This window comes from Caldanaerobacter subterraneus (genome assembly GCF_004345675.1).
In the GTDB taxonomy this organism is placed as follows: Bacteria; Bacillota; Thermoanaerobacteria; order Thermoanaerobacterales; family Thermoanaerobacteraceae; genus Thermoanaerobacter; species Thermoanaerobacter subterraneus.
The window spans coordinates 77470-101436 of sequence record NZ_SLWU01000002.1; the positions used below are offsets into that span (position 1 = coordinate 77470).

The following is a 23967-nucleotide window of genomic DNA, read 5'->3' on the forward strand; positions in this document are numbered from 1 at the left end:
TGGCGGCCGTGTGGGAAGTTATTGCTGCACTTGTAGGAACCATAGTAAAGGAGATACTGAATTTAGGTTACCTTACTAACACCAATTCTTTTCCAAGCCCTTTATCCCCTGAAGAAGAGAGAAAGTACTTGGAAGCGTACAGAAGAGGAGACGAAGAGGCAAGGAATATATTGATTGAGAGAAATTTAAGACTGGTCGCTCATGTGGTAAAAAAGTATAGCGGGACAGGAAGAGATTTAGATGACCTTATTTCTATAGGGACAATTGGACTTATTAAAGCCATAGATACTTATGACTTTGAAAAAGGCACACATCTTGCCACATATGCTGCAAAGTGCATAGAAAATGAAATCCTCATGTCCATAAGGGCAGAGAAAAAGATGAAAGGAGAAGTTTTTCTTCAAGACCCAATAGGGGTAGATAAGGAAGGAAATGAAATCTCACTAATGGATGTACTTGGGACAGATGAGGATGAGGTATCTGAGCAGGTGGAAAAGAAGATACAGATTAAAAAGCTTTACAGTAAGTTAAACAGCGTCTTAAAAAACAGGGAGCGCATGATAATAGAAATGAGATATGGGCTTTACAATGGAAGAGTGAGGACTCAGAGGGAAATTGCGAAAATGCTTGGAATTTCTCGTTCTTACGTATCGAGAATTGAGAAGAAAGCCTTGAATAAGCTTTATAAAGAGCTTTCAATGTGAACTGTCTTATTGACAGTCTATTTTTTTGTAGTATATAATTTTAACTAAATGAGGTGGGCTTATGTATGAAAAACTAATTCCTGACATGATTGTAGAAAGTGTACATAAAATCGACTTGAATTTGCTAAAAAAGAAAGGTATTACTAGCCTTGTGCTGGACATAGATAACACTCTTTTGCCAAAAAAAGCAAAATTTCTTGATGAGGACACTGTTGAATGGTTGGAAAGAGCAAAAAACGAAGGGTTTAAAATTTGCTTAGTTTCAAATAATACGAAGAAAAGAGTAAATGAGCTCAAAGAAAAAACTGGAATTCCAGGTATTGCCTGGGCAATTAAACCGAGAAAGGGTGCTTTTAAAAAGGCCCTAAAACTTTTAGGAGCAAAACCTCATGAGACAGCCTTAATTGGAGATCAAATATTTACTGACATTTTAGGAGGAAAAAGGGTCGGACTTTATACTATCTTGGTAAAACCTTTGTCTGATGAAGAGCTTGCCTGGACTAAGATTATGAGAAGAGCTGAGAAAATCATTTTAAAGAGGATTGAAGGATATGAAAATTGACAGCACCACAAAGGTCTTTGGACTTATTGGGCATCCAGTCAAACACAGTCTTTCTCCTTTGATACATAACTCTTCTTTTGAAAAGCTCAATTTCAATGGAGTGTACGTGGTCTTTGATGTAGCCCCTGAGTTATTAGAAAATGCTGTAAAAGGGCTAAAAGCTTTAGGTATAAAGGGATTTAATGTGACTGTCCCTCATAAAGAGAGCGTAATGAATTATTTGGATTTTGTCACGGAAGAGGCAGAAAAAATTGGAGCTGTGAATACAGTTGTCAATGAAAATGGGATTTTAAAAGGCTACAATACAGACGTACAGGGATTCATAGATTCCTTAAAAGAGTTGAAAGAGGATGTAAGAGGAAGAAAAGCCTTTGTACTGGGGGCAGGAGGAGCATCAAAAGCTATATGTTTTGCCCTTGCAAGGGAAGGAGTAGAATCAATTGTAATAGCCAATAGGACTTTAAATAAAGCGAGAGCGCTGGCAGAATACATAAGGGAAGAATTTAAGGTGAAATGCGATTACTGCAGTATAGAAGAAGTGGAAAAATTTAATGAAATTGATATTCTCATAAACACAACTTCTGTGGGGATGCATCCTGAAGTGGGGAACTCTCCAGTTTCTGAGGAGGTAGTGGCAAAGGCAAATTTTGTGTATGATTTAATATACAATCCTTCTGAGACGCTTTTTTTAAAGTACGCAAGAAAAAACGGTGTAAAAAGCGCAAATGGCCTCTCAATGCTTGTGAATCAGGCTAGCTATGCTTTTTACCTCTGGACAGGAGAGTTTTTTGACAAAGACTTTGTGTATGAGAAAATAAGGGGAGAAATGTAGAGGGAAGAGGTATTTTTATGGCTAAGAAAAAACTTGGAGAACTTCTTGTGGAAGTGGGACTTATCACGGAAGAACAACTGAAACATGCCATGGAAGTGCAGAGCAAAACAGGGGAAAAATTGGGGAAAGTCCTTACAAAGCTCGGGTATGTGACAGAAAATCAGATATTAGAAGCCCTTGAATTTCAGCTGGGAATACCCCATGTGGACCTTCAGAAATACTACATTGACCCTGAGGTTGCAAAGCTTGTTCCTGAATCTGTAGCCAAGAGGCATCTCCTCATCCCTGTTAAAAAAAGTGAAGACGGCCTTTATGTAGCAATGGCAGACCCCCTCAATATTTTTGCCTTGGATGATGTGAGAATTATAACTAAACAAAATGTGAAACCTTTGATTGCATCGGAGAGCAGCATTCTAAAAGCTATAGATAGAATCTATGGCAAAGAACAGGCAGAAAAAGCGGCTCAGGAATTTAAAAAGGAGTTTAAAGAAGAGGAAAGCCTACCTCAAGAAGTGCTGGAAGAAATCCAAAATGCTCCTGCTGTAAGATTTGTCAATTCTATAATTGAGCAGGCTGTGAAAAGCAGAGCCTCAGATATACACATTGAGCCGACAGAAAAGGATTTGAGAATTCGCTTCAGAATAGATGGGCAGTTGACAGAAGCAATGAGGACTATAAAAAGCACGCATGCTCCTGTTGTGACTAGAATAAAGATAATGGCCAATATGAATATCGCCGAAAGAAGGCTTCCACAAGACGGGAGATTTGATTTCACGGTGTCAGGCAGAACCGTAGATGTAAGGGTTTCCTCCCTTCCTACTGTGTTTGGCGAAAAGATAGTTTTAAGGCTTCTTGACAAGGAAAACTTTGTGATGACAAAAGAACAACTTGGATTTGATGAGGAGGATTTGCCTCTTTTTGATAAACTGATAAAAAGACCCAATGGAATTGTGCTTTTAACAGGTCCTACGGGAAGTGGTAAAACTACTACTCTTTATGCAATGCTAAGAGAGCTCAATAAGCCCAATGTGAACATAATAACAGTAGAAGACCCTGTTGAGTATTCGCTGGAAGGCATAAATCAAGTGCAGGTAAATGAAAAAGCAGGGCTTACATTTGCTACTGCACTAAGGTCCATCTTAAGGCAGGACCCTGATATAATAATGATTGGGGAGATAAGAGATACAGAGACAGCTGAGATCGCCATAAGAGCGGCGATAACAGGTCATTTAGTGCTTTCGACGCTGCACACCAACAACGCTGCAGGTGCGATAACGAGACTGATAGATATGGGGATTGAGCCTTATTTGGTGGCTTCTTCTGTAGTGGGAGTGATAGCTCAAAGGCTTGCTAGAAAGGTGTGCGACAATTGCAAAGTTCCCTATAAGGCTTCAAAGGAAGAAAAAGAGATTTTGGGGATTCCGGAAGATGAAGAGGTCACTCTTTATAAAGGCAAAGGCTGTCCTGTCTGCAACAGGACAGGCTACAGAGGGCGTATCCCTATATACGAGATAATGACTGTGACTTCTGACATAAGAGAACTCATAAATGCAAAGGTTTCCTCAGATGTGATTGAAGAAAAAGCTATAAAAAATGGCATGAAGACTTTGAGAGAAAGCGCAAGAAAGCTCATTTTACAGGGCAAAACTACTGTCGAAGAGATGGTGAGACTAACTTATGAGGAATGATGAGGATGGAGACCATTGAACTTTTGAAATTGGTTGTGGAGAAAAAAGCTTCAGATTTACACATAACAGTAGGAGTTCCACCTGTTGTAAGAATTAACGGCTATCTTCAAAAATTAGAAGGAGAGCCTTTTACACCTAAAGATACAGAGGAGATAGTCAAAGACCTACTTACGAGCGAGCAGCTAAAAAAGCTGGAGGAAAATGGGGATATTGACCTTTCCTATTCTGTGACAGGTTTGGGAAGGTTTAGAATAAATGTGTACAAGCAAAGAGGAAGTTACAGCCTTGCCATAAGGTCTGTTGCCTTGAGAATACCTACTATAGAAGAGCTGGGACTTCCACTCATACTTAAAGATTTGGCTTTGAAAACGAGGGGATTGATACTTGTTACAGGACCTACGGGAAGTGGGAAGTCCACCACACTGGCGGCTATGGTGGACTGGATAAATTCTAAAAGGACTTGTCACATTCTTACATTGGAGGACCCTATAGAGTATTTGCACAAGCACAATAAAAGCATAGTAAATCAAAGAGAAATTGGGCACGATGCTACATCCTTTGCATCGGCTTTAAGAGCTGCATTAAGAGAAGACCCGGATGTGATACTTGTCGGTGAGATGAGGGATTTGGAGACAATACAGATCGCAATAACTGCTGCCGAGACAGGCCATCTTGTTCTTTCCACTCTTCACACAATAGGAGCTGTAAAAACGATTGATAGGATTATTGATGTTTTTCCGCCTCATCAGCAACAGCAAATAAGGATACAGCTTTCCAACGTATTAGAAGGAATCATATCTCAGCAGCTTATTCCTAAAAAAGACGGAAGCGGAAGAGTTGTTGCCACAGAAGTGATGATTGCAACCCCTGCTATAAGGAATCTCATAAGGGAAGGGAAGACTTACCAAATACAGTCGGCAGTTCAAACAGGTGGTAAATTTGGAATGATTACTATGGACATGTTTATTTTGCACCTTTTAAAATCAGGGGTTATCTCTTTGGAAGATGCTTTAACTTACTGCGTTGACCAGGAGAGCTTTTCACGCATGATATAGGGGTGATTTTATGCCTTTGTACTTTTACAAAGCAAGGGACATGGGGGGGAACTTAATTACAGGGACTTTGGAGGTAGATTCAAAGTCCCAGTGCATAGACATATTGAAGGGGAGAAATTATTACATAATTGACATAAAAGAGGAAGTAGTCAAAAAAGACATTCTAGATTTTAGCTCTTTTAAAAGGGTAAAAGTCAAAGACATTGCAGTTTTTTGCCGCCAGTTTGCTACTTTGATAAATGCAGGAATTCCTATTCTGACTTCTCTTGCGACAGTGAAAGAACAGGTTAGTAATAAAAAGCTCAAAACGGCTTTATCAGAAGTGTACGAAGAAGTGCAGAAAGGACGTACCCTTTCTGATGCTATGAGAAAGAGAGAAGACGTTTTTCCAATGCTTTTGTATAACATGGTGGAGGCGGGAGAAGTCAGTGGTACTCTTGACAGGATAATGAATGAGATGGCAGACCACTATGAAAAAGAAAATGACCTCAATCAGAAAGTAAAATCGGCACTGACATATCCCGCAATTGTGAGCATTGTGGCAGTTTTTGTCGTAGTGTTTTTATTGACAAATGTGCTTCCAATATTCGTGGCGATGTTTGAGAATGCAGGAGTCGAGCTACCTCTTCCTACGAGAATTTTGCTCTTAATTGCTAGCTCAATATCTAACTATTGGTATTTTTACATAGGATTTATTTTCCTTATGGTTTATGGTATATATAATTTTGTAAAGACTTCTCAGGGAAGGCGAATTTTTGACAGAATGCTTCTAAACATGCCTATTTTTGGAGTACTTAATAGAAAGATAATAACATCAAGGTTTGCAAGGACTTTAGGGACTTTGATTGGAGCAGGCATCCCGCTTGTCAGTGCACTGGAGGTAGTAGAGAAGGTAGTGGGCAACACAGTAGTTGCAGAGGGCATAAAAAGGGCAGAGGAAGATGTGAAAAAGGGTCTACCTTTATCTGAACCTTTGAGGAGAATTGGCGTTTTCCCACCCATGGTGATTCAGATGATAAGTGTAGGAGAAAGCTCTGGCGCTTTGGATACTATACTTGAGAAGACGGCTAGCTTTTTTGACAGAGAAGTTGACACAGCAGTATCCCAGATGACAACTTTGTTAGAGCCGATTATAATCCTAATGCTTGCAACAGTGGTAGGCTTCATAGTCGTCTCAATAATAATGCCACTGTTTGAACTATACAATTTCATTGGAAGGTAAATTCAAGGGGAAAGGGGGTGAAAAAGGAGTATGGAATGGTTTGTAAAGGCACTCAATAAGGATGAAAGAGGTTTTACACTGATTGAGTTGATTGTTGTAATCGCAATTTTAGGAATACTAGCAGCAATTGCTGTGCCGAGAGTGACAACGTCATTGGCAAATGCTAAAGCAAAAGCTGATGAGGCAAATTTAAAGATATTACAAAATGCAGTAGAGAGATATTATGTTGAACATGAAGGAAAATATCCACAGTCATTAAATGAGCTTGTTCCTAACTATATTGACAAAGTACCAAAAACTCAGGATGGAAAAGATTTTAACTACAATCCTTCTACTGGCGAAGTTACTTTACCATAACTTCAGGGCACGTTTTTGTGCCCTCCTTACTATTTTTTAGGAGGCAATTTTAATCATGAAAATGCTAATTTACATACTCATATTTCTATTCGGCACAATTATAGGAAGTTTTTTAAATGTGGTCATATATAGAGTTCCCAGAAAAGAGTCCATAATATACCCTTCCTCCCATTGTCCCAGATGTGGTCATGAATTAAATGGTATTGATTTAATACCAATATTGAGTTATATTTTACTTAAAGGAAGATGCAGGTACTGTGGAGAAAAAATTTCAATAAGATACCCTGTTGTGGAGCTGCTTACAGGAATTGTATTTGTAATAATTTACTCTAAATTTGGGTTGGACGTGAAGGCTTTTTATTACATGTTTCTTTCTTCTGTGCTGATTTCAGCAAGTTTTATAGATCTGGAACACAAAATCATACCCAATAGCATAATAATAGCTGGATTTATAGGTGCTTTAATTTTTAGACTACTCATGTATAGTTATGGCTTTTTAGACTACATTCTGGGGCTTTTACTGGGTGGGGGAATACTCCTTCTCATCTCTTTTCTCTCAGGAGGGGAAATGGGGGGAGGAGATGTAAAATTAATGGCTCTTATAGGCTTTTTTATAGGATGGAAGCTTGTGCTTTTAAATTTGTTGCTGGGTGTTGTGTTGGGAGCTTTGGCAGGTGTTTTACTTGTACTTTTTAAGATAAAGAGCAGAAAGGACTACATACCTTTTGCACCTTATCTATCTTTAGGATGGCTTATTTCAATCTTATACGGATATGAGATTTTAAATTACTATTTAAAACTCATAAGGGGCTAAGCTTATGAAGGGGGAAGAGGGGCTAACTTTAATAGAGCTTGTAACAGTTTTGGCACTTTTGTCCATTATAGTTCTTATAGTTATCCCTTTGACTGACTTTTTTGATACGACAAAGTCAAATGTAAGGCTTACTCTTATTGCACGTGAGGTTGTAAATGACTTAAGGTACATACAGCAAAAAAGTATTTTTGAAGGAGAAATATTGCGCTTTGAAAGCGATGACACAGGGACGAGGTATTACATAAAGAGAAAAGATGACAATGAAAATATCAAGATAAAAAATTTACCTGAGGGAATTAAGATAAGTAAAAAAGATGGGGGAAAGGTAGAAATATACTTTAATCAGATGGGGACTCCTATTGGAGCTTGTACAATAACTTTAAAAAATGATAAAGGAAGCGAGATTTACATAAGTGTGGCGGTAGTAACAGGGCGCATTATGATAAGTGGGAAGAACTATTAGGAGTGATTTTATGAAGATTTTAAAAGATAAGAAAGGCATGACTTTAATAGAGGTTCTTGTCTCAATAGCTGTGTTTGCAGTAGTGGCAATACCTCTTTTAGGCATTTTTAGTCAATCTGTTATTACTTCTGCTGATTCTAAGATAAAGACAAAAGAAGCCACTATTGCGCAGACAATTGCAGAAAACATAAAAGCGGGAAATGTATCAAACCTTGATGAAATAATAACTAAGTATAAAGAAGAAGGTTTTATAGCCTATGTTGAACAGCAAACTTCCACAGGAGAACTTTCTCAGTATCAGATTAAAGTAGGGAAAATTGATTCAAACACTCCTATGTATACACTTTATATTATGGCGCCTGCAACAGAAATTACTTCTCATGTTCCTGTAGAATTACCCTCTGAGGAAAGCTCAGGTGGAGGTAGTAGCAGTAGTGATGATGTAATAAAGCGTATATGGGACTTAATAAAAATAGGAATAATTGCTGCATGGACTGTTTTATTTTTGGGGGTTGTTATAGTTACATTGGGGTGGAATGAGATTACTAAAACAAAAATTTTGACTATAGCAGATACTATTGTTAACATGATAAAAAATGGAGTTACTAGTTTAAAAGCAATCGGGACAAAAGCTTCAGAAATCGCTGGTGTTAAGGTTCCATGGTGGTTAAAATGGTGGTAAGAAAAGAAGAAGGATTTACCCTTATTGAACTTATTGTGACATTGGCAATATTGGGGATTGTGATAGGGGTTTATTCATCTTTATATTATTCGGGGTACAAGTCATTTTCAAGTACACAAAATAGCGTAGACGTGGAACAAAATGTTAGGTTTGCTATGAATTATATTGTATCTTTATTAGAAAAAGGGCCTTCTGAAGTCGAAATTATTGATAATGGCCGTGGTCTATCGATAAAACAGGTATTAACAGATAGAGGGTATCGTGATTATACAATAACGCTAGAAAAACCTATTCTTTATACCCATATCAAAGAATCTGACACGGACAGTAGAGGTAGTAAGCTTCAATTAGCTGTTAATATTTATGATTTTATGGTGACTAAAAAAAGTAACAACATGATAAATATCCAAATAATTGGACAAAGTGATGATAATGGATCAAACAGATTTTCTCTTTCTACAGACGTTTTTTTAAGAAAGAGTGATATAAATGTTCAATGAGAGGGGTTCTGCTTTAATTTTTACTTTAATGGTAATTTTGATTCTCACAGTTTTAGCTGTAGCAATTTTAGAAGTAACTATTACCAATTACAAAATTTCCCATGCTTATGCAAACTCTATCTCAGCTACTTATGCAGCAGAAGCTGGCCTTGAACGAGTAAAAAATGAATTTAACATAGCTTTACAAGATGCTTATCAAGGAAAAGGCAAAGGAAAAGGGAAAGGTGAATTTTGGATAAATATAGTTACTAACAAAAATACAACTAAGATTCAATATAAAAAAGGTGCAAAAGATTTATTAGATAATGGACTTGACATCCCATTAGGGGAGTGGATTTCATTGGGTGATTCAGGACAAGAGTATAAAATTGACAGTATAGAAATAGTTCCTCCTTCAATTAATTTTGAAAATGAAGGAGAGCAAATTTTAACCTATAAAGTACGTGTATGGACGGAAGGTAGGATGAACAAAATCGTACGCTATGGTTATGCGGAAATTGAATTTGAAATTAACGTGATTATTCAAAAGATGGGCAATGATAACAGCGCCAATACTAAGGTGTACCTGAAGGAAAAGGTATCACCGTTTTCACCGATAATAAAGAAGTGGGTAGTAGATTCAACTCCTGTTGAATATTAATCAAGGATAATAAGGAGAGGATTTTATGCAACTTAAAAATTACATGGAAGATGCGGTTGAACAGATGATGGACAGGGTTTTGAAGGACATTGACGTGTGTAAATGCGAAAGGTGCAGGATGGACATAAAAGCTTTAGCTTTAAATAATTTACCTCCTAAGTATGTCGTTACAGAAGAAGGAGAGCTTTATGTGAAGACTAATGAACTTGTGAGGCAGTTTGAAGTGGACATAATAAAGGCTATAACTATGGCTGCTATGAAAGTGAAAGAAAATCCTCGCCATTAGGGGTGCAAAAATGCTGGGAATTGAGATAGGAAATGCTAATATAAAGATAGTTTTAAAAGATAGGAAAAATAGACTTTTAGGAAGTACATATCTTGTGAAGACTCCTTCTAATGTTATAACAGATGGCAAAATAATGGACATAAACACAGTTGCTGAGGCAATCAGAGAGGTTTTAAGGGAAAACAATATAAGAGAGAAAAGGGTATGCTTTTCTATTTCAAGTTCACAGAACATTTTAAGAGAAATTACGCTGCCTAAAATGAAGGAAGAAGAAGTTGAAAAAGCCCTAGAGTATGAGGTAGAGCAGTATATTCCTGATACATACAATTATGTAATTGACTTTAAATTTTTACCCCCTTTGGAAGGCAATGATGAAAAATTGAGAGTACTTGTAGCTTCTTCCCCAAAAGAAATAGTCGAAAAATATGTAAAGCTTTCAGAAGCTTTGAAGTTGTACTTGGAAGCTATTGATATTTACGCAAATTCTTTATACAAAGCTTTTAAAAAAGTCGGAGAAAAAGATGGCACAGTTGCAATAATAGATTTTGGTTCTTCTACCACAAATGTAACTTTAGTATCTCATGGAAATTTTGTTCTCAATAAGCTTTTGGAATTTGGCGGCAAAAAATTGACTCAAGCAATCGCAAGTTCTTTTAATTTGGAGTTTGATACAGCGGAAGAGTATAAAAAGACAAGGGAAATTGAAAATATTGAGGAGATTCTTAGGGAAAATTTTTCCGAAGAGTTTCAAATGGTAAGCCGAATATTTGACTTTTTCTATGCCACATACCACAAAACTGTAGATAAGATTTTATTGATAGGTGGAAATGCAAGATTGAAGGGTTTAAAAGAGTATGTGAAGGACTATTTTAAGGTTGAAGTTATCGTTCCAGAGGAAGAAAAATATCTATACTTCTTGCCTGCCTATGGCTGCCTTTTAAGGGGGGAATAAGTTGAAGGACATAAACCTCATACCGCCAGAATTAAAAGAAGAAAGACAAAAGAAGAAAAAAGTGGCTTTAAAACTTTTTTTCGCCACCTTTCTTTTAGGCTTTATATCCCTCTTAATAGCTTTGCCTTTGGCCTATATGAACAAGCTTTATGGTGAGCTTAAAATTGTCAACGAAGAGCTCAATAAATACAGGAATGTATCAGAGCTTCAGCAGAGTATAAAGGACATGTCTTTATATTTAGAAAAGAAAAAAAGCATAATTGATAAGGTGAATAAGGGAAAAATAGATTTAGCCAAGCTTTCTGAAGATGTCGCTTCTAACCTTCCTCAAGATGTTTCGATAACTCATTTGAAATATGACAACAAGGTGCTTGAAATTGAAGGGGAAGCTCTTCATGAGGGCGATGTTGCAGTTTTTATGCTAAATTTGAGAAGCATAAATTATGTCGAAGATGTAAAAGCCCTTTTAATAGAGCTTAATGAAAAAAATGTATACAAATATGTGGTTCAAGTAAAGGTCAGGGTGGTATCATAGATGAAACTTACAAAGAGAGAAAAATTTTTAATCTATTTTGCTCTGGTTTTTGCATTTTTTGCGATTTACTATCAATTTTATCTGATTCCAAAGCTTTCAGAGATAGACAATTTATCACAAGAGATAAAGCTTAAAAGGCAAATTCTTTCACAGGTCTCTTCTTTAAAAGGAGAAAATTTACAAAAAAGTCTGGCGAAGTGGGAAAAAGAAGTCGAAGAATTGAACGCAATACTTCCAGATGAAAAAGACGCTGAATTTGCAATTCTTGATTTGCAAAGAATGGCAAGTGATTCCGGCGTAAAAATAAGAAGTATTAATTTTGAAAATGCAAGTCAAGAGGAAAAAAATAAAGAACAGAAAGAAGAATTTGCAGTGACTCCCATATCAGTTACAGTTTTTGGAAGCTATGATGGGCTTATTTCCTTCATGAAATCTTTACAGGAGTCTAGGAGGCTTCTAACTATTCAGTCTTTTGAAATGCAGAAAGACCAGAATTCTGAAAATTTGTTTTTAAATGTATTGCTTTTTGCCTATTCTATGAAAGACAGCGGAGCAAAAAAGGCGGAGATAAATGCGCCAAAAGGGAAAGCCAATCCTTTTCAACCATTGGAGGGAAAAGCTAGTGGGGAAAGTATTACTGAAAGTCCCCCTCCAGTAGATGTGAACAAAGTAATATCTGATACTTTAGAAAAAATCTTGAAAGAGGCTATACCTTCCAAACCATAAAAGGGGGATGGTGAATGAAAAACATAGTTTTGACAGGATTCATGGGGACAGGAAAAACTACTGTAGGGAAAAAAGTGGCAACTACTCTTCATTTTAATTTTATTGACACTGACAAGCTGGTTGAGAAAATGGCAGGCATGAGTGTGGCGGAAATATTTGAAAAGCACGGGGAAGAATATTTTAGAAAGTTGGAAAAAGCGGCTGTCATAAAAGCCTCTCGCCTAAAAAATCACGTAATAGCTACAGGAGGCGGGGTTGTATTAAACCCTTCAAATATTGTACAATTAAGAAAAAACGGAGTAATAATCCTCTTAAAAGCAAGGCCGGAAGTAATTTTGAGGAATATATCCAAAACAAAAGATAGGCCTCTTCTTGCGGTGGAAGACCCTGAAAAGAGGATAAGAGAGCTTTTAGAGGAAAGAGAGCCTTTTTACAGATTTGCAGATTACACTATAGACGTCTCTGACAAGACAATAGAGGAAGTCGCTGAAGAAGTCATAAGAGCGTATATAAAGCTTAAGGGGAGATGATGAAATTTGGAGATTAAGTTTGGGCCTTCTGGAATCTCGCAGAGCTTTTACGACGAGGGACATAAGTCTTCTGCTGAGATGCCAGAATGGCTTCATAAAATGGGACTTGAGGCTTACGAATACTCTTTTTCTAGAGGAGTGAGAATAAGCGAAAAATTAGCTTTGCAGCTTAAAGAGAATGCAGAAAAATTTAATATTACAATTACAATCCACGCTCCTTATTACATAAATCTTGCGGCGGCAAAAGAGGAAAAGATAAAAAATTCTAAAAGGTACATAATTGAAAGTTTGACCGCAGGGAATTTGATGGGAGCAAAAAGAGTTACGTTTCACCCTGGTTCTGCTTCTTTGGACAGAAGAGAAGCACTTGATAGGGCAAAAAGAGTTTTGAAGGAGGTTATAAAAGAAGCTGATGACTTGGGACTGGGTCATATAACCTTGTGTCCCGAGACGATGGGCAAGAAAAATCAGCTGGGCACTTTGGAGGAAGTCTTGGAACTCTGTCAGCTAGATGAGAGACTTCTTCCTACCGTGGATTTTGCCCATTTGCATGCTCGAGACAATGGAAGGTTTAAATCTATAGAAGATTATGAAGAAGTTTTAAACACGATAGAAAAATATCTAGGAAAAGATAGGGCAAAAGTTATACACGTCCACTTCAGCAGAATTGAATTTACAGAGCAGGGGGAAAAGAAGCACTGGACATTGCTTGATAAAGAATACGGGCCTGAATTTGAGCCGCTGGCTCAGCTTTTTTATGAAAGAAATATGGAGCCCATAGTTATTTGTGAATCTCGTGAGAGGATGGCAGAAGACGCATTAGAACTTAAGAGAATATACCAAGAGGTGGCAAAAAGGGTGTCAAAAACATGAGGATTGTAGTTAAGGTTGGGACTAGTACTTTGACTCATGAAAATGGGAAATTGAATTTAGAAATAATGGAAAAACTAGTAAGACAAATTGCAAATTTGTCAAATAAAGGAGAAGAAGTTATACTTGTGACGTCTGGGGCGATTGGAGCTGGAATGGGAAAATTAAACTTGACAGAAAAGCCCAAAAACCTTCCGCAAAAGCAGGCCCTAGCAGCCATTGGTCAAGGTCTCCTTATAGAGATTTACGAGAAATTTTTCAACGAATACGGGAAAATAACTGCCCAGCTTCTTTTGACGAGGGAGGACTTTAGTGACAGAAAAAGGTATTTAAATATGAGCTACACCCTCTCTAACCTTCTCAAGTGGGGAGTCATACCTGTGATAAATGAAAATGACACTGTGGCAGTAGAGGAGATAAAGATTGGGGATAATGATACCCTGGCAGCCCTTGTGGCAAGCCTTGTTGAAGCAGACCTTTTGATTATTTTGACTGATATCGATGGCCTTTTTGACAAGGACCCGAGAATTTATAAGGATGCTAAGGTTATAGAAGTGGTTGAGGAGTTTTCTGATGACCTTTTTAAAATAGCTGGCGGGGCAGGTACAAAAAGAGGAACAGGAGGAATGTACACAAAGATTCAGGCAGCCAAGATATGCTACAATTCGGGAGTTAAAATGGTGATTGCAAATGGCAAAATTGACAATGTATTAAATAGAATTGCAGCAGGAGAAAAAATTGGGACTACTTTTCTTCCCATGAAAAATCCTATAAGCAGCAGAAAAATCTGGATTGCTTTCAATGCAAAGGTGAATGGTTTTTTGTTTGTAGATGAAGGGGCAGCAAAGGCTTTAGTAAAGCATGGAAAAAGCTTACTGCCAAGCGGTATTGTAAAGACAGAAGGCCAGTATGACGTTGGGGACTGCGTGGCAGTGGTGGACCACCAGGGCAGGGAAATAGCTAGAGGGCTTGTCAACTATTCTTCTGAGGAAGTCGAAAAAATAAAAGGCTGTAAGACCCATGACATAGAGTCAATATTGGGGTATAAGTACTACGACGAGGTTATTCACAGGGACAATCTCGTAGTTCTTGAGAGAGGTGAGAAGTATGGAGGTTGAAGTAAAGGCTAAAAAGGCGAAAGAAGCGTCAAGAAAAATGGCTGTACTTGACACAGAAACTAAAAATAGAGCTCTTATAAATATGGCAGAAGCTCTTTTGGAAAATGCAGATAAAATCTTAAAGGCCAATGAAAAAGACGTTTTAGAGGCAGAAAGGAGAAATTTAAAAGCCTCTCTTGTGGACAGGCTAAAATTGGATGAAAAAAGGATAAAAGCTATGGCAGAAGGCTTAAAAGAAGTGGCTTCTTTGAAAGACCCTGTCGGAGATATAGAGGAGATGTGGATAAGGCCCAATGGACTTCAAATAGGAAAGATGCGCGTCCCCATAGGCGTCATAGGCATGATATACGAATCCCGCCCCAATGTCACTGCTGATGCTGCAGGCCTTTGCCTTAAAGCAGGAAATGCCGTGATTTTAAGAGGAGGAAGTGATGCTATAAATTCTAACATCGCTATTGCTTCTATTCTGGCAGAAGCTGCTTACAAAAGTGGTATTCCGGAAGGAGCGATACAGCTTATTGAAAACACTGACAGGGAAGAAGTAAATAGGATGATGAAGTTAAACGGCTTGATTGACCTTATCATCCCAAGAGGTGGGACAAGCCTTATCAAAAACGTCATTGAAAATTCTACTGTACCTGTTATAGAGACGGGAGTCGGGAATTGCCACATTTTTGTGGATGAGAGTGCAAATTTTGAAATGGCAAAGGACATAATTGTAAATGCGAAGGTTCAAAGGCCTGGGGTGTGCAATGCAGTAGAGACTGTTTTGGTGCATAAGGGTATAGCAGAAAGATTCCTGCCTGTTATGGTAAAAGAACTGTCATCTCATGGGGTAGAAATAAGAGGCTGTGAGCTTACAAAAAGGATATGCCCTGATGTAAAAGAAGCCACAGAAGAGGACTGGGCGACAGAGTACCTTGACCTCATATTAGCGGTAAAAGTTGTAGAGAATATAGATGAGGCATTAGAGCACATTTCTAAGTATTCTACAGGTCACTCTGAGAGCATTGTAACTGAAAATTACACTAATGCCATGAGATTTTTAAAATCTGTAGATTCTGCTGCAGTATATGTGAACGCTTCTACTAGATTCACTGATGGAGGAGAATTTGGATTTGGGGCGGAAATAGGCATAAGCACTCAAAAAATGCACGCAAGAGGGCCTATGGGGCTTAAAGAGCTTACGACCTACAAATATGTGATTTTGGGCAGTGGACAAATAAGGAAGTAAGGTGTATTATAGTAACGTGAGGTGATATTATGAAAAGGGTGCTTGTAATTCACGGCCCCAATGTGAATCTTACTGGAAAGAGGGAAAAAGAAGTCTATGGAGAAATCACTTTTGAAGAGATAAACAACATGATAAAAAGAGAAGCTGCGAAACTCGACATTGCAGTAAAAATTCAGCAGTCCAACAGTGAAGGAGAGATAATAAACCTCATTCACTCTGCCGAAAATAATTTCGATGCCATAATAATAAATCCGGCAGCTTATACCCATTACAGCTTGGCTATAATGGATGCAATTGCCTCTGTTTCTGTGCCTGTGATTGAAGTGCACATATCCAATATTTTTGGAAGGGAGGAATTCAGAAAGGTATCTGTCACTGCTTCTCGCTGCAAGGGAGTGATTACGGGCTTTGGACCGTATAGCTACATACTGGCTCTTTACGCTGTGAAATTTTTAGAGGATTCAATTGGGGGGTAGAATAGTGAAGACTAGGCTTAGCAATTTGCGGAAGTTAATGAGAGAAAAAGATATAGAAGCTTTTGTAATTTACAAATTTGTAAATGTTACCTACATAACAGGTTTTACTGGGGATGACAGCGTAGCCTTGATAACTGATGATGCCGCTATTTTTATCACTGATGGGAGGTATACGGAGCAGGCACAAAAGGAAGTCAAAGATTTTGAGATTGTGGAACACAAAACGGGAATAAAGGATGTCTTGAAAGAATACATTAAGAAATTGGGAATAAAAAGATTGGCTTTTGAAGAAAATGTGACATACGGGCAGTACAGAGAATTAAAAGAAGCTTTAGAAAGGGTAGAGCTTATACCTCAGGCAGGTTTAGTTGAGAGTTTAAGGATGGTAAAAGATGAAGAAGAGATAAATCTCATAAAAAAGGCGCAGAGCATAACTGATAGAGCTTTTGAGCACATTTTGAATTTTATAAAACCTGGCATGACAGAAAAGGAAGTAGCACTGGAGCTTGAATATTTCATGAAAAAGAATGGAGCAGAGGACCTAGCCTTTGATACTATCGTGGCTTCCGGTAAAAGGTCTTCTCTCCCCCATGGAAAAGCTTCAGATAAGGTGATTGAAAAAGAGGACTTTGTCACGATCGACTTTGGATGCAAAGTCTCAGGCTACTGCTCTGACATGACAAGGACTATAGTAGTTGGGAAAGCCAGTGAAAAGCAGAAAGAGATATACAATGTGGTGTTAGAAGCACAGCAAAATGCCCTTAAAAATTTAAAGGCAGGAATTACTTCTAAGGAAGCCGATTATTTAGCGAGGTCTGTGATAGAAGAAAAAGGCTATGGGCCGTATTTTAGCCATTCCTTGGGGCATGGAGTGGGGCTTGAGGTACATGAAGGACCGAGCCTGACTTTCAGAAAAGAAGAAATTTTAAAAGAGGGCTCGATTGTCACAGTAGAACCGGGAATATACATACCTGATTTCGGTGGCGTAAGAATCGAAGATATGGTATTATTAAAAGAAGATGGTGTTATAAATTTAACCAATTCACCTAAACATTTGATTGAAATAAACTAAAGTGATGGAGGGATTTTTTTGATAGCAGCAGGGGATTTCAGAAAAGGAGTAACTATTGAGGTTGACGGCCAGATTTTTACAGTTGTGGACTTCATGCACGTAAAGCCCGGGAAAGGCGCAGCATTTGTGAGGACAAAGCTCAAAAACATAATGACTGGTGCTGTCATAGAAAGGACTTTCAGCCCTACTGAAAAGTTCGAAGAGGCTCAGATCGAGAGAAGAGAAATGCAATACCTTTATAACGACGGAGAATTTTATTATTTTATGGACACAGAGACTTACGAGCAAATTCCTTTAAGCTATGACAAAGTGGAAGAAGCTATGAAGTACATAAAAGAAAATATGATAGTTACTGTAAAATTTTATAAAGGTGAAGCTTTTTCAGTAGAGCCTCCGACATTTGTGGAGCTGGAAGTCATAGATACAGAGCCGGGCGTCAGAGGCGATACTGTGACAGGCGGATCGAAGCCGGCAACTGTAGAAACTGGTGCTGTCATCCAGGTACCACTTTTCATAAATGTAGGCGACAAAATAAAAATCGATACGCGCACTGGAGAATACATAGAAAGAGTATAAACGGAGCAAATTTTCAAATACTATTTTGTGAAGGAGGGTAGTTTAAAATGGAGTACTTAAACGAAAGAGTGTCTTACTTGAGAGGGATAGCAGACGGCTTAGGTATAGATGACAGCACTAAAGAAGGCAAATTGATTCTGGCAATTCTTGATGCCCTTGAGGATTTTGCAGACGCTATAGAGGAGCTAGAAGCTTCTCAATCCGAACTCAATGACTATGTCGGAGAGCTGGATGAGGACCTTTCAGAAATTGAAGACCGCCTCTACGGAGATGAGGATGAAGACTACGACTACGAGGATGAAGAGGACGAGGATTACGAATACGATTATGACGAAGACGAGGAAGAGGACGAAGATGAGGATTACGAAGAATACGTGGAAGTGGAGTGCCCTAATTGCCATATGTTGATGAGCGTAGAAGAAGAGCTTTTGGAAGATGAAGATGCAGAACTAGTTTGTCCTCACTGCAATGCTACTATAAAAGTAAAAGATTTAAAAATTGTAGATGATGACGACGAAGACTGAGAAAATCTCCCCACTGACAAAAAAGTCAGTGGGGATTTTTTATTCATAAATAAAAAACCGAAGAAATATAATTGTTACAAGAGGAGGGACAGGTATGAACGGAAGAAAAGGCATCGAAGGCATGCTTTACGCCTTTCCGCCTTCTGTGCGGAAAATATTATCTAGTCTTTCACAGGATGTACTTCAGAAAATAGAAGAAGTTAGACTGAGAGCAAACAGACCCCTTGCAGTTTACTTAGAGGGAAGCGAAAAATTTGTCTCTACATCAGGGGAACTTTCAAACTCTTCTTCGTCTTCCTACATAGTCACTGTTGATGACTGTGAAAAAGCGTTTCAATTGGTGTCCCAGTCCTCTCTATATGCCTTTGAGGACGAGATAAAAAGTGGATATATAACCTTAAAAGGAGGGTACAGAGTAGGGCTTGCGGGAGAATGCGTATTAGAAAATGGCAGCATAAAAATTATAAAAAATGTGTCAGGATACAATTACCGCATTTCAAAAGAGGTATTAGGAGCAGCAGACGAAATAATGGAATATTTGATAGATAGACAAGGCAATGTTTACAATCTCTTGATAATTTCTCCACCCCAATGTGGCAAGACCACTTTATTGCGAGACATCGCTAGAGCTTTAAGCGATGGTTTTATGGGATTTGGTGGAAAGAAAGTGTGCATAATAGATGAAAGGTCTGAAATTGCTGGTTGTTATAATGGGGTACCGCAACTTAATGTGGGCATTAGGACTGATGTCTTAGACAGGTGTCCTAAGGCTGAAGGTATGATAATGGCCATAAGGTCTATGTCGCCACAGGTTGTGGTGACAGATGAGATAGGAAAAAAGGAAGACATAGAAGCTTTAAGGCATGTGTTAAATGCAGGAGTCAAAATAATCACTACCGTTCACGCTAAAGATATTGAAGACCTTAAAAAAAGGCCGCTTTTAAAAGATTTAGTAGAGGGGAAGTATTTTGAAAGGTACATAATTTTGAGCAACCGATTTGGGGCAGGCACTTTAGAAGAGATACTGGATGAAAATTTGAAAATGGTGTTTAAAGGTCCTTATAAGAAGGGGCTGAAGAAAAGTTGAAGCTGATAGGGGTCATTTTGACTATTTTTTCTACAACTTCTATAGGATATTTGATGGCTATGAAATTTAAAGCAAGAAGGTGGATTCTCAAGAGCCTAATAAGTGCCTTGAATCTTCTGAAATTGGAAATAACTTACTCAAGAACGCCCCTTGAGAGAGCCTTAAAGAAGGTAGCTTTGTCTTCAGACAAGACAGTAGGGGAACTGTTTCAAAGGGCTTCTTTGCATCTAGGGGAACAGAGCGGATTGACTGCAGGAGAGGCATGGGAAAAAGCTTTAAATGAATGGGAAAGAGGATATCTTTCAAAAGAGGAAAAAGAGATTTTAAGGGCGTTTGGGACTATTCTGGGAATTTCCGATGCAGGAAATCAGGAAAAGAATTTTAATCTCACAATGGACCTTTTAAAAAGGCAGCTTAATCTGGTCGAAGAAGAAGGTAAAAAGAACGAAAAATTGTACCAGAACCTAGGGTTTCTCTTGGGGCTTGCAATAGTCATATTGTTTTTATAGAGGAGGATTACAATGAACATAGACATAATCTTTAAGATTGCGGCAATAGGAATTTTAGTGACTGTTTTAAATCAAATTCTCATACGATCCGGGAGAGAAGAACAGGCTATGATGGTGACTCTAGCAGGAATAGTAGTAGTCCTCATGATGGTAATCCACCTTATAAACAATCTTTTTAACACTGTAAAGACCATATTTCATCTGTATTAGGTGATAGAATGGAGATATTTCAGATTGTAGTCTTGGGAATTGTGGTTCTCATCATATTGACAGTGCTCAGAGAGACAAATCCTGAAATTGCTGTAATTTTAAGCCTTGTAACAGGTATTATAATTTTTGTATCAATTTTACCAAAGTTGAGCAGTGTAGTAGAGGTTTTAAATAGTCTTGCGAGAAAGAGTGGCCTTGATACGATATATTTCGTTACAACTTTAAAAATTATAGGAATTGCTTATATAACTGAATTTGGCTCACAGCTCTGTCAGGATGCTAATGAAAAAAATCTGGCTTCAAAGATTGAAATTGCGGGAAAAGTAATGATAATCTTTTTGTCCATTCCCATAATAATAGGGCTTGTAGAGGCCATACTTTCTATAATGCCGTGAGGTGTAAAAATTGAAAAAGCTAGTTTTTGTTCTAGCGTTAGTCATAACTTTATTTGGCTGTGCAAGGGCTGATGTGATAAAAGAGGGAATAGAGGAGCTGGGTAAAGAGGATACGTACCAGATTGACCGCTTTGTGAAAGAGCTTAACCAGAAGACTGGGAACGAATTTCCTCTTATCGATGTAAAAACGTATTTGTTGGAGGTTTTAGAAGGCAAACAGCCTTTTGAGGTCAAGAAAATCTTTGAGGGAATTTTAAGGGTATTTTTTAAAGAGCTTTACTCTTCTTTTAATCTGTTGATACAGCTTCTTGTCTTAGGCGTTATAGGAAGCATATTGATGAATTTGCACAGTTCTTTTGAGAGTGAAAGCGTATCAGAGATTGCCTTTTTAGCTATTTACATAGTTTTTATAATCATTGCTGTCAAAAGCTTTAGCGAGGCCATGAGCATAGGGAAGCAGGCGATTGACAGCATGGTAGACTTTATGCAGTCTATCTTGCCTCTTTTGATAACATTGCTGGTATCTGTTGGGTCATTTACTTCTGCTGCATTTTTAAAGCCCCTTGTGATAGTTACAGTGCAGTTCACAGCCCATGTGATGAGGGACTTTGTCATTCCAATAATTCTCTTTATGACTGCTATGAAAATAGTAGGAAACATTTCCGATAAGTTTAGCTTAAACAAAATGGGAGACTTTTTGAAGACATTGTCTACTGCTTCTATTTCTGTTTTGCTCAGCATATTCTTGGGAGTTATAACTATACAGGGTTTGTCTTCGTCTATAGCAGATGGAGTTATATCTAGAACTGCTAAGTATACTGTGGGAGCTTTTCTGCCAGTTGTCGGAGGACTTTTGGCAGACAGCGTAGATGCGGTGATAGGAGCTTCTCTTTTAATAAAAGGAGCTATAGGAACGTACGGGCTAATGATAATCATTGCGATTGCTGCTTTTCCTTTGATAAAGATTTTTTCACTTGCGTTGATATACAGGTTTGTTGCTGCACTAATTGAGCCAATTTCTGACAAGAGAATAGTGAGTTCTTTATCTGAGGTGGCAAATTCCTTGACTTACATATTGGCGGTTTTGGCATCTGTCACTGTTATGATGTTTTTTACAATAACTGCGATAATAGGGACTGCTAACATAACTACCATGCTGAGGTAGGTGGTGCTTTTTGGAGTTCTTTAAAAACTGGGTTGTACAGGTAGTCAACATAGCGATTTTGGCAGTGATTTTAGAAATGCTGATACCTTCTTCTAGCTTAAAGAAATACGCAAAAGTCGCTATTGGCCTTGTTATAATGGCAGTTATTTTAAATCCCATTCTCGGATTTTTAAAAACAGCTCCTTCCATAGAAGCTCAGGTATTTAAAAGCGATTACTTGTTAAAAAACTCTGCTTTTGAAGGCCTTTCTGAAAAAGCGAAAGAGCAGACGAAGATTCTCATAGCAAAAGAGTACAAAAACAGGCTTTCACAGCAGATAAGAGAAAAACTTGAAAGCCTGTACAACTTAAAAGGAGTTGAGGTGGAAATTTTTATGGTAGAAGATTTGGACAAAAAAGAGTTTGGAAAAATCAATTCTCTAATCTTGCACGTGAAAGGTGAAAGAAATTTCAACAAAGAAGAAGTAAAAAAATTGATAAGCGCATTCTATAATGTCCCTCTGAAGAATATAACTATAAAAGAGGAGTAGGGAAAGGGGGTACTTTGGTGGACTTTACCAAACTTAAAGATAAATTTTTAAAGGACAACAAAAAGCTTTTAGAAAATTTGACAGTTATCTTTTTGATAGGTTTAATTCTTCTGATAGGAGCCAGTACCTTTTCGAAGCCCCGCCCTTCTAATGAAAGTGACAATAAAGAGTTGGTTTTGGCAGAGAAGCAGAATGAAGATTACGCAAAGAGGTTGGAGAGGGATTTAAAGAGCATACTTTCAAAAATTGAAGGGGTGGGGAATGTAGAAGTTTTAATAACATTAAATTCTGATGAAGAAGTGGTAGCGGCTATGGATGTGGTTCAGTCCAGCACTACTACCAATGAAAAGGACAGCAACGGCACAGTGAGGGAGGTCGTGCAGACAGAATCTAACAATAAAATAGTGACGTCTCAAAACCCTTCTGGACAGAATGCCCCTATTGTATTAAAGCGTCTGATGCCTGAGATAAGGGGTGTAATTGTGGTGGCCGATGGGGCAAAGGACCCCAGGCTAAGATATGAAATTTCTTCGGCAGTGCAGACAGCTCTGGGAATTCCTGCTTACAAGGTGAAAGTAATATCTTCTAAGTGAGGAGGTATTTTTATGGTGTATATGAGAAAAAGACTTATAGCAATTGTATCTTTGATTTTGCTGATAGCAACAGCTTTTGTTTTAAATTACGGTTATACAGAAAAGAAGGTAGATAATGCTAAAAACTCTTCTACACAGGAAGTAAGTCAAAAAGCCGTTGAAACGAGTGCTTATACACAGGGTAAATATATCGCTTCAGGCATATTCACCGCTTATAGAGAGGAAAGAGAGATAAACAGGAGCAGGAGTATAGATGCTTTAAAAGAAATAGTTGAAAACAAAAATACAAGTCAGGCCACAAGAGACGAAGCCCAGAAGCAGATTATAAAACTTACAGAAATTACAAATCAGGAGATGATCATAGAAAATCTCATAAAAGCGAAGGGATTTCAAGATGCCGTTGTGATGATAGACAATGGGATTGTGAATGTGATAGTGCAAGCGGATAAATTGTCGGAAGAAGAAGTTGCACAGATTGTGGAAATAGTCTCCAGGCAAACAGGCGCTTCACTGGACAATATAAAAATTATGACTCGGTTGGACTAGATTGTTTTTAAGCGACAGATTATGGTATAATGTATTTGAAGCTCTTGCTTTTACTTTTAAGGGGGTGAGTTTATGGAGGAAAATGTAAAAAATTTTGAAAATCAAGAGCTGGGTTCTGTCAAGATTTCAGAAGAGGTAGTTAGCATAATCGCTGGTTTGGCTGCCACAGAAGTACCAGGTGTTGCTGGAATGAGCGGGGGAGTTGTAAACGGCATTTCAGAGATTTTAGGCAGAAAGAATTTGAGCAAAGGAGTAAAGGTTGAGGTAGGAGATAAAGAAGCAACTATAGACTTGTACTTAATTGTGGACTATGGCGTTAGAATCCCTGAGGTCGCTTGGAATGTACAGGAAAATGTTAAAAATGCTGTTGAGAATATGACAGGGCTTAAAGTTGTAGAGGTCAATATACATGTGCAAGGGGTCAGCATGGAAAAAGGAAACAAAAAACAGCAAGAAGCCGCAGAAAAAGAAGAAGAAAATTAAATTTTCTAAACTAACCCTCTGCTAGTCAGAGG

The 23967-nt window shown here is 38.0% G+C and carries 33 protein-coding genes; all 33 read left to right on the top strand.

Translation table 11 applies throughout. The features are described 5' to 3' along the window. Positions 1–8: 8 nt before the first annotated feature. Positions 9–704: an RNA polymerase sporulation sigma factor SigK gene (gene sigK, locus EV203_RS01120; protein WP_011025579.1), complete on the top strand. Its 696-nt coding sequence runs from the start codon at positions 9–11 to the stop codon at positions 702–704. A gap of 61 nt (positions 705–765) precedes the next feature. Further along, a complete protein-coding gene (locus EV203_RS01125; RefSeq protein ID WP_011025580.1) occupies positions 766–1266 on the top strand; it encodes a YqeG family HAD IIIA-type phosphatase in 501 nt (166 codons plus the stop codon). Beyond that, complete coding sequence (gene aroE / locus EV203_RS01130) at positions 1256–2098, top strand: shikimate dehydrogenase (protein ID WP_022588220.1); 843 nt, start codon at positions 1256–1258, stop codon at positions 2096–2098. The genes EV203_RS01125 and aroE overlap by 11 nt, the downstream gene beginning before the upstream one ends. 17 nt (positions 2099–2115) lie before the next feature. Further along, positions 2116–3786 (top strand): type II secretion system ATPase GspE, encoded by a 1671-nt coding sequence (gene gspE, locus EV203_RS01135; RefSeq protein WP_011025581.1) that lies wholly within the window; start codon positions 2116–2118, stop codon positions 3784–3786. A 5-nt stretch (positions 3787–3791) separates the two neighbouring features. Next, entirely contained in the window at positions 3792–4841 is a 1050-nt protein-coding gene (locus EV203_RS01140) for a type IV pilus twitching motility protein PilT (protein WP_132038953.1), read from the top strand. A 10-nt stretch (positions 4842–4851) separates the two neighbouring features. Continuing rightward, the gene (locus EV203_RS01145; protein ID WP_132038918.1) at positions 4852–6063 is read left to right on the top strand and encodes a type II secretion system F family protein; all 1212 of its coding nucleotides are present in this window, start codon (positions 4852–4854) and stop codon (positions 6061–6063) included. A gap of 30 nt (positions 6064–6093) precedes the next feature. After that, positions 6094–6420 (top strand): competence type IV pilus major pilin ComGC, encoded by a 327-nt coding sequence (locus EV203_RS01150; protein WP_132038919.1) that lies wholly within the window; start codon positions 6094–6096, stop codon positions 6418–6420. A 55-nt stretch (positions 6421–6475) separates the two neighbouring features. Further along, positions 6476–7234 (top strand): prepilin peptidase, encoded by a 759-nt coding sequence (locus tag EV203_RS01155; RefSeq protein WP_132038920.1) that lies wholly within the window; start codon positions 6476–6478, stop codon positions 7232–7234. A 4-nt stretch (positions 7235–7238) separates the two neighbouring features. After that, the gene (locus tag EV203_RS01160) at positions 7239–7697 is read left to right on the top strand and encodes a pilus assembly FimT family protein (RefSeq protein ID WP_132038921.1); all 459 of its coding nucleotides are present in this window, start codon (positions 7239–7241) and stop codon (positions 7695–7697) included. A 10-nt stretch (positions 7698–7707) separates the two neighbouring features. After that, complete coding sequence (locus tag EV203_RS01165; protein WP_132038922.1) at positions 7708–8379, top strand: type IV pilus modification PilV family protein; 672 nt, start codon at positions 7708–7710, stop codon at positions 8377–8379. After that, positions 8370–8879 carry a PilW family protein gene (locus tag EV203_RS01170; protein WP_022588228.1) on the top strand — a complete coding sequence of 170 codons (510 nt, stop codon included), beginning with the start codon at positions 8370–8372 and terminating at the stop codon, positions 8877–8879. The genes EV203_RS01165 and EV203_RS01170 overlap by 10 nt, the downstream gene beginning before the upstream one ends. After that, positions 8869–9519, top strand: a complete 651-nt coding sequence (locus EV203_RS01175; RefSeq protein WP_132038923.1) for a pilus assembly PilX N-terminal domain-containing protein — start codon at positions 8869–8871, stop codon at positions 9517–9519. The genes EV203_RS01170 and EV203_RS01175 overlap by 11 nt, the downstream gene beginning before the upstream one ends. Positions 9520–9544: 25 nt before the next feature. Then, entirely contained in the window at positions 9545–9805 is a 261-nt protein-coding gene (locus EV203_RS01180; RefSeq protein ID WP_011025589.1) for a late competence development ComFB family protein, read from the top strand. 10 nt (positions 9806–9815) lie between these two features. Continuing rightward, positions 9816–10757 (top strand): type IV pilus assembly protein PilM, encoded by a 942-nt coding sequence (pilM, locus tag EV203_RS01185; RefSeq protein ID WP_009610695.1) that lies wholly within the window; start codon positions 9816–9818, stop codon positions 10755–10757. Between the two features lies 1 nt (position 10758). Next, positions 10759–11292 carry a PilN domain-containing protein gene (locus tag EV203_RS01190; protein ID WP_132038924.1) on the top strand — a complete coding sequence of 178 codons (534 nt, stop codon included), beginning with the start codon at positions 10759–10761 and terminating at the stop codon, positions 11290–11292. After that, positions 11293–12018 carry a type IV pilus inner membrane component PilO gene (locus EV203_RS01195; RefSeq protein WP_132038925.1) on the top strand — a complete coding sequence of 242 codons (726 nt, stop codon included), beginning with the start codon at positions 11293–11295 and terminating at the stop codon, positions 12016–12018. A gap of 14 nt (positions 12019–12032) precedes the next feature. Then, positions 12033–12548 carry a shikimate kinase gene (locus EV203_RS01200; protein ID WP_011025591.1) on the top strand — a complete coding sequence of 172 codons (516 nt, stop codon included), beginning with the start codon at positions 12033–12035 and terminating at the stop codon, positions 12546–12548. Positions 12549–12554: 6 nt separating this feature from the next. After that, a complete protein-coding gene (locus tag EV203_RS01205) occupies positions 12555–13421 on the top strand; it encodes a TIM barrel protein (protein WP_132038926.1) in 867 nt (288 codons plus the stop codon). Then, entirely contained in the window at positions 13418–14536 is a 1119-nt protein-coding gene (proB, locus tag EV203_RS01210; protein ID WP_009610697.1) for a glutamate 5-kinase, read from the top strand. Before EV203_RS01205 ends, proB begins: the two co-directional genes overlap by 4 nt. Then, positions 14526–15770 (top strand): glutamate-5-semialdehyde dehydrogenase, encoded by a 1245-nt coding sequence (locus EV203_RS01215; RefSeq protein ID WP_011025593.1) that lies wholly within the window; start codon positions 14526–14528, stop codon positions 15768–15770. Before proB ends, EV203_RS01215 begins: the two co-directional genes overlap by 11 nt. A 29-nt stretch (positions 15771–15799) precedes the next feature. After that, complete coding sequence (gene aroQ, locus EV203_RS01220) at positions 15800–16246, top strand: type II 3-dehydroquinate dehydratase (RefSeq protein ID WP_011025594.1); 447 nt, start codon at positions 15800–15802, stop codon at positions 16244–16246. A 4-nt stretch (positions 16247–16250) separates the two neighbouring features. Beyond that, positions 16251–17318 carry a M24 family metallopeptidase gene (locus EV203_RS01225; RefSeq protein ID WP_011025595.1) on the top strand — a complete coding sequence of 356 codons (1068 nt, stop codon included), beginning with the start codon at positions 16251–16253 and terminating at the stop codon, positions 17316–17318. Between the two features lie 18 nt (positions 17319–17336). Then, complete coding sequence (gene efp / locus EV203_RS01230) at positions 17337–17894, top strand: elongation factor P (protein WP_011025596.1); 558 nt, start codon at positions 17337–17339, stop codon at positions 17892–17894. Positions 17895–17941: 47 nt separating this feature from the next. Then, positions 17942–18418 (top strand): CD1247 N-terminal domain-containing protein, encoded by a 477-nt coding sequence (locus EV203_RS01235; RefSeq protein WP_132038927.1) that lies wholly within the window; start codon positions 17942–17944, stop codon positions 18416–18418. 94 nt (positions 18419–18512) lie between these two features. Next, the gene (gene spoIIIAA, locus EV203_RS01240) at positions 18513–19505 is read left to right on the top strand and encodes a stage III sporulation protein AA (RefSeq protein ID WP_132038928.1); all 993 of its coding nucleotides are present in this window, start codon (positions 18513–18515) and stop codon (positions 19503–19505) included. Beyond that, positions 19502–20014 (top strand): stage III sporulation protein SpoIIIAB, encoded by a 513-nt coding sequence (spoIIIAB, locus tag EV203_RS01245; protein WP_132038929.1) that lies wholly within the window; start codon positions 19502–19504, stop codon positions 20012–20014. The genes spoIIIAA and spoIIIAB overlap by 4 nt, the downstream gene beginning before the upstream one ends. Positions 20015–20026: 12 nt before the next feature. Continuing rightward, entirely contained in the window at positions 20027–20224 is a 198-nt protein-coding gene (gene spoIIIAC / locus EV203_RS01250; RefSeq protein ID WP_011025599.1) for a stage III sporulation protein AC, read from the top strand. Between the two features lie 8 nt (positions 20225–20232). Further along, entirely contained in the window at positions 20233–20619 is a 387-nt protein-coding gene (gene spoIIIAD, locus EV203_RS01255; protein WP_011025600.1) for a stage III sporulation protein AD, read from the top strand. Between the two features lie 10 nt (positions 20620–20629). Continuing rightward, on the top strand, positions 20630–21784 hold the full coding sequence (spoIIIAE, locus tag EV203_RS01260; protein WP_132038930.1) for a stage III sporulation protein AE: 1155 nt from the start codon (positions 20630–20632) through the stop codon (positions 21782–21784). Positions 21785–21794: 10 nt separating this feature from the next. Then, complete coding sequence (gene spoIIIAF, locus EV203_RS01265) at positions 21795–22313, top strand: stage III sporulation protein AF (RefSeq protein ID WP_132038931.1); 519 nt, start codon at positions 21795–21797, stop codon at positions 22311–22313. A gap of 17 nt (positions 22314–22330) precedes the next feature. Continuing rightward, entirely contained in the window at positions 22331–22906 is a 576-nt protein-coding gene (gene spoIIIAG, locus EV203_RS01270; protein ID WP_011025603.1) for a stage III sporulation protein AG, read from the top strand. A 12-nt stretch (positions 22907–22918) separates the two neighbouring features. After that, positions 22919–23452, top strand: a complete 534-nt coding sequence (locus tag EV203_RS01275; RefSeq protein ID WP_132038932.1) for a SpoIIIAH-like family protein — start codon at positions 22919–22921, stop codon at positions 23450–23452. Between the two features lie 72 nt (positions 23453–23524). Further along, on the top strand, positions 23525–23935 hold the full coding sequence (locus EV203_RS01280; RefSeq protein WP_132038933.1) for an Asp23/Gls24 family envelope stress response protein: 411 nt from the start codon (positions 23525–23527) through the stop codon (positions 23933–23935). The last annotated feature ends 32 nt before the right edge of the window (positions 23936–23967 follow it).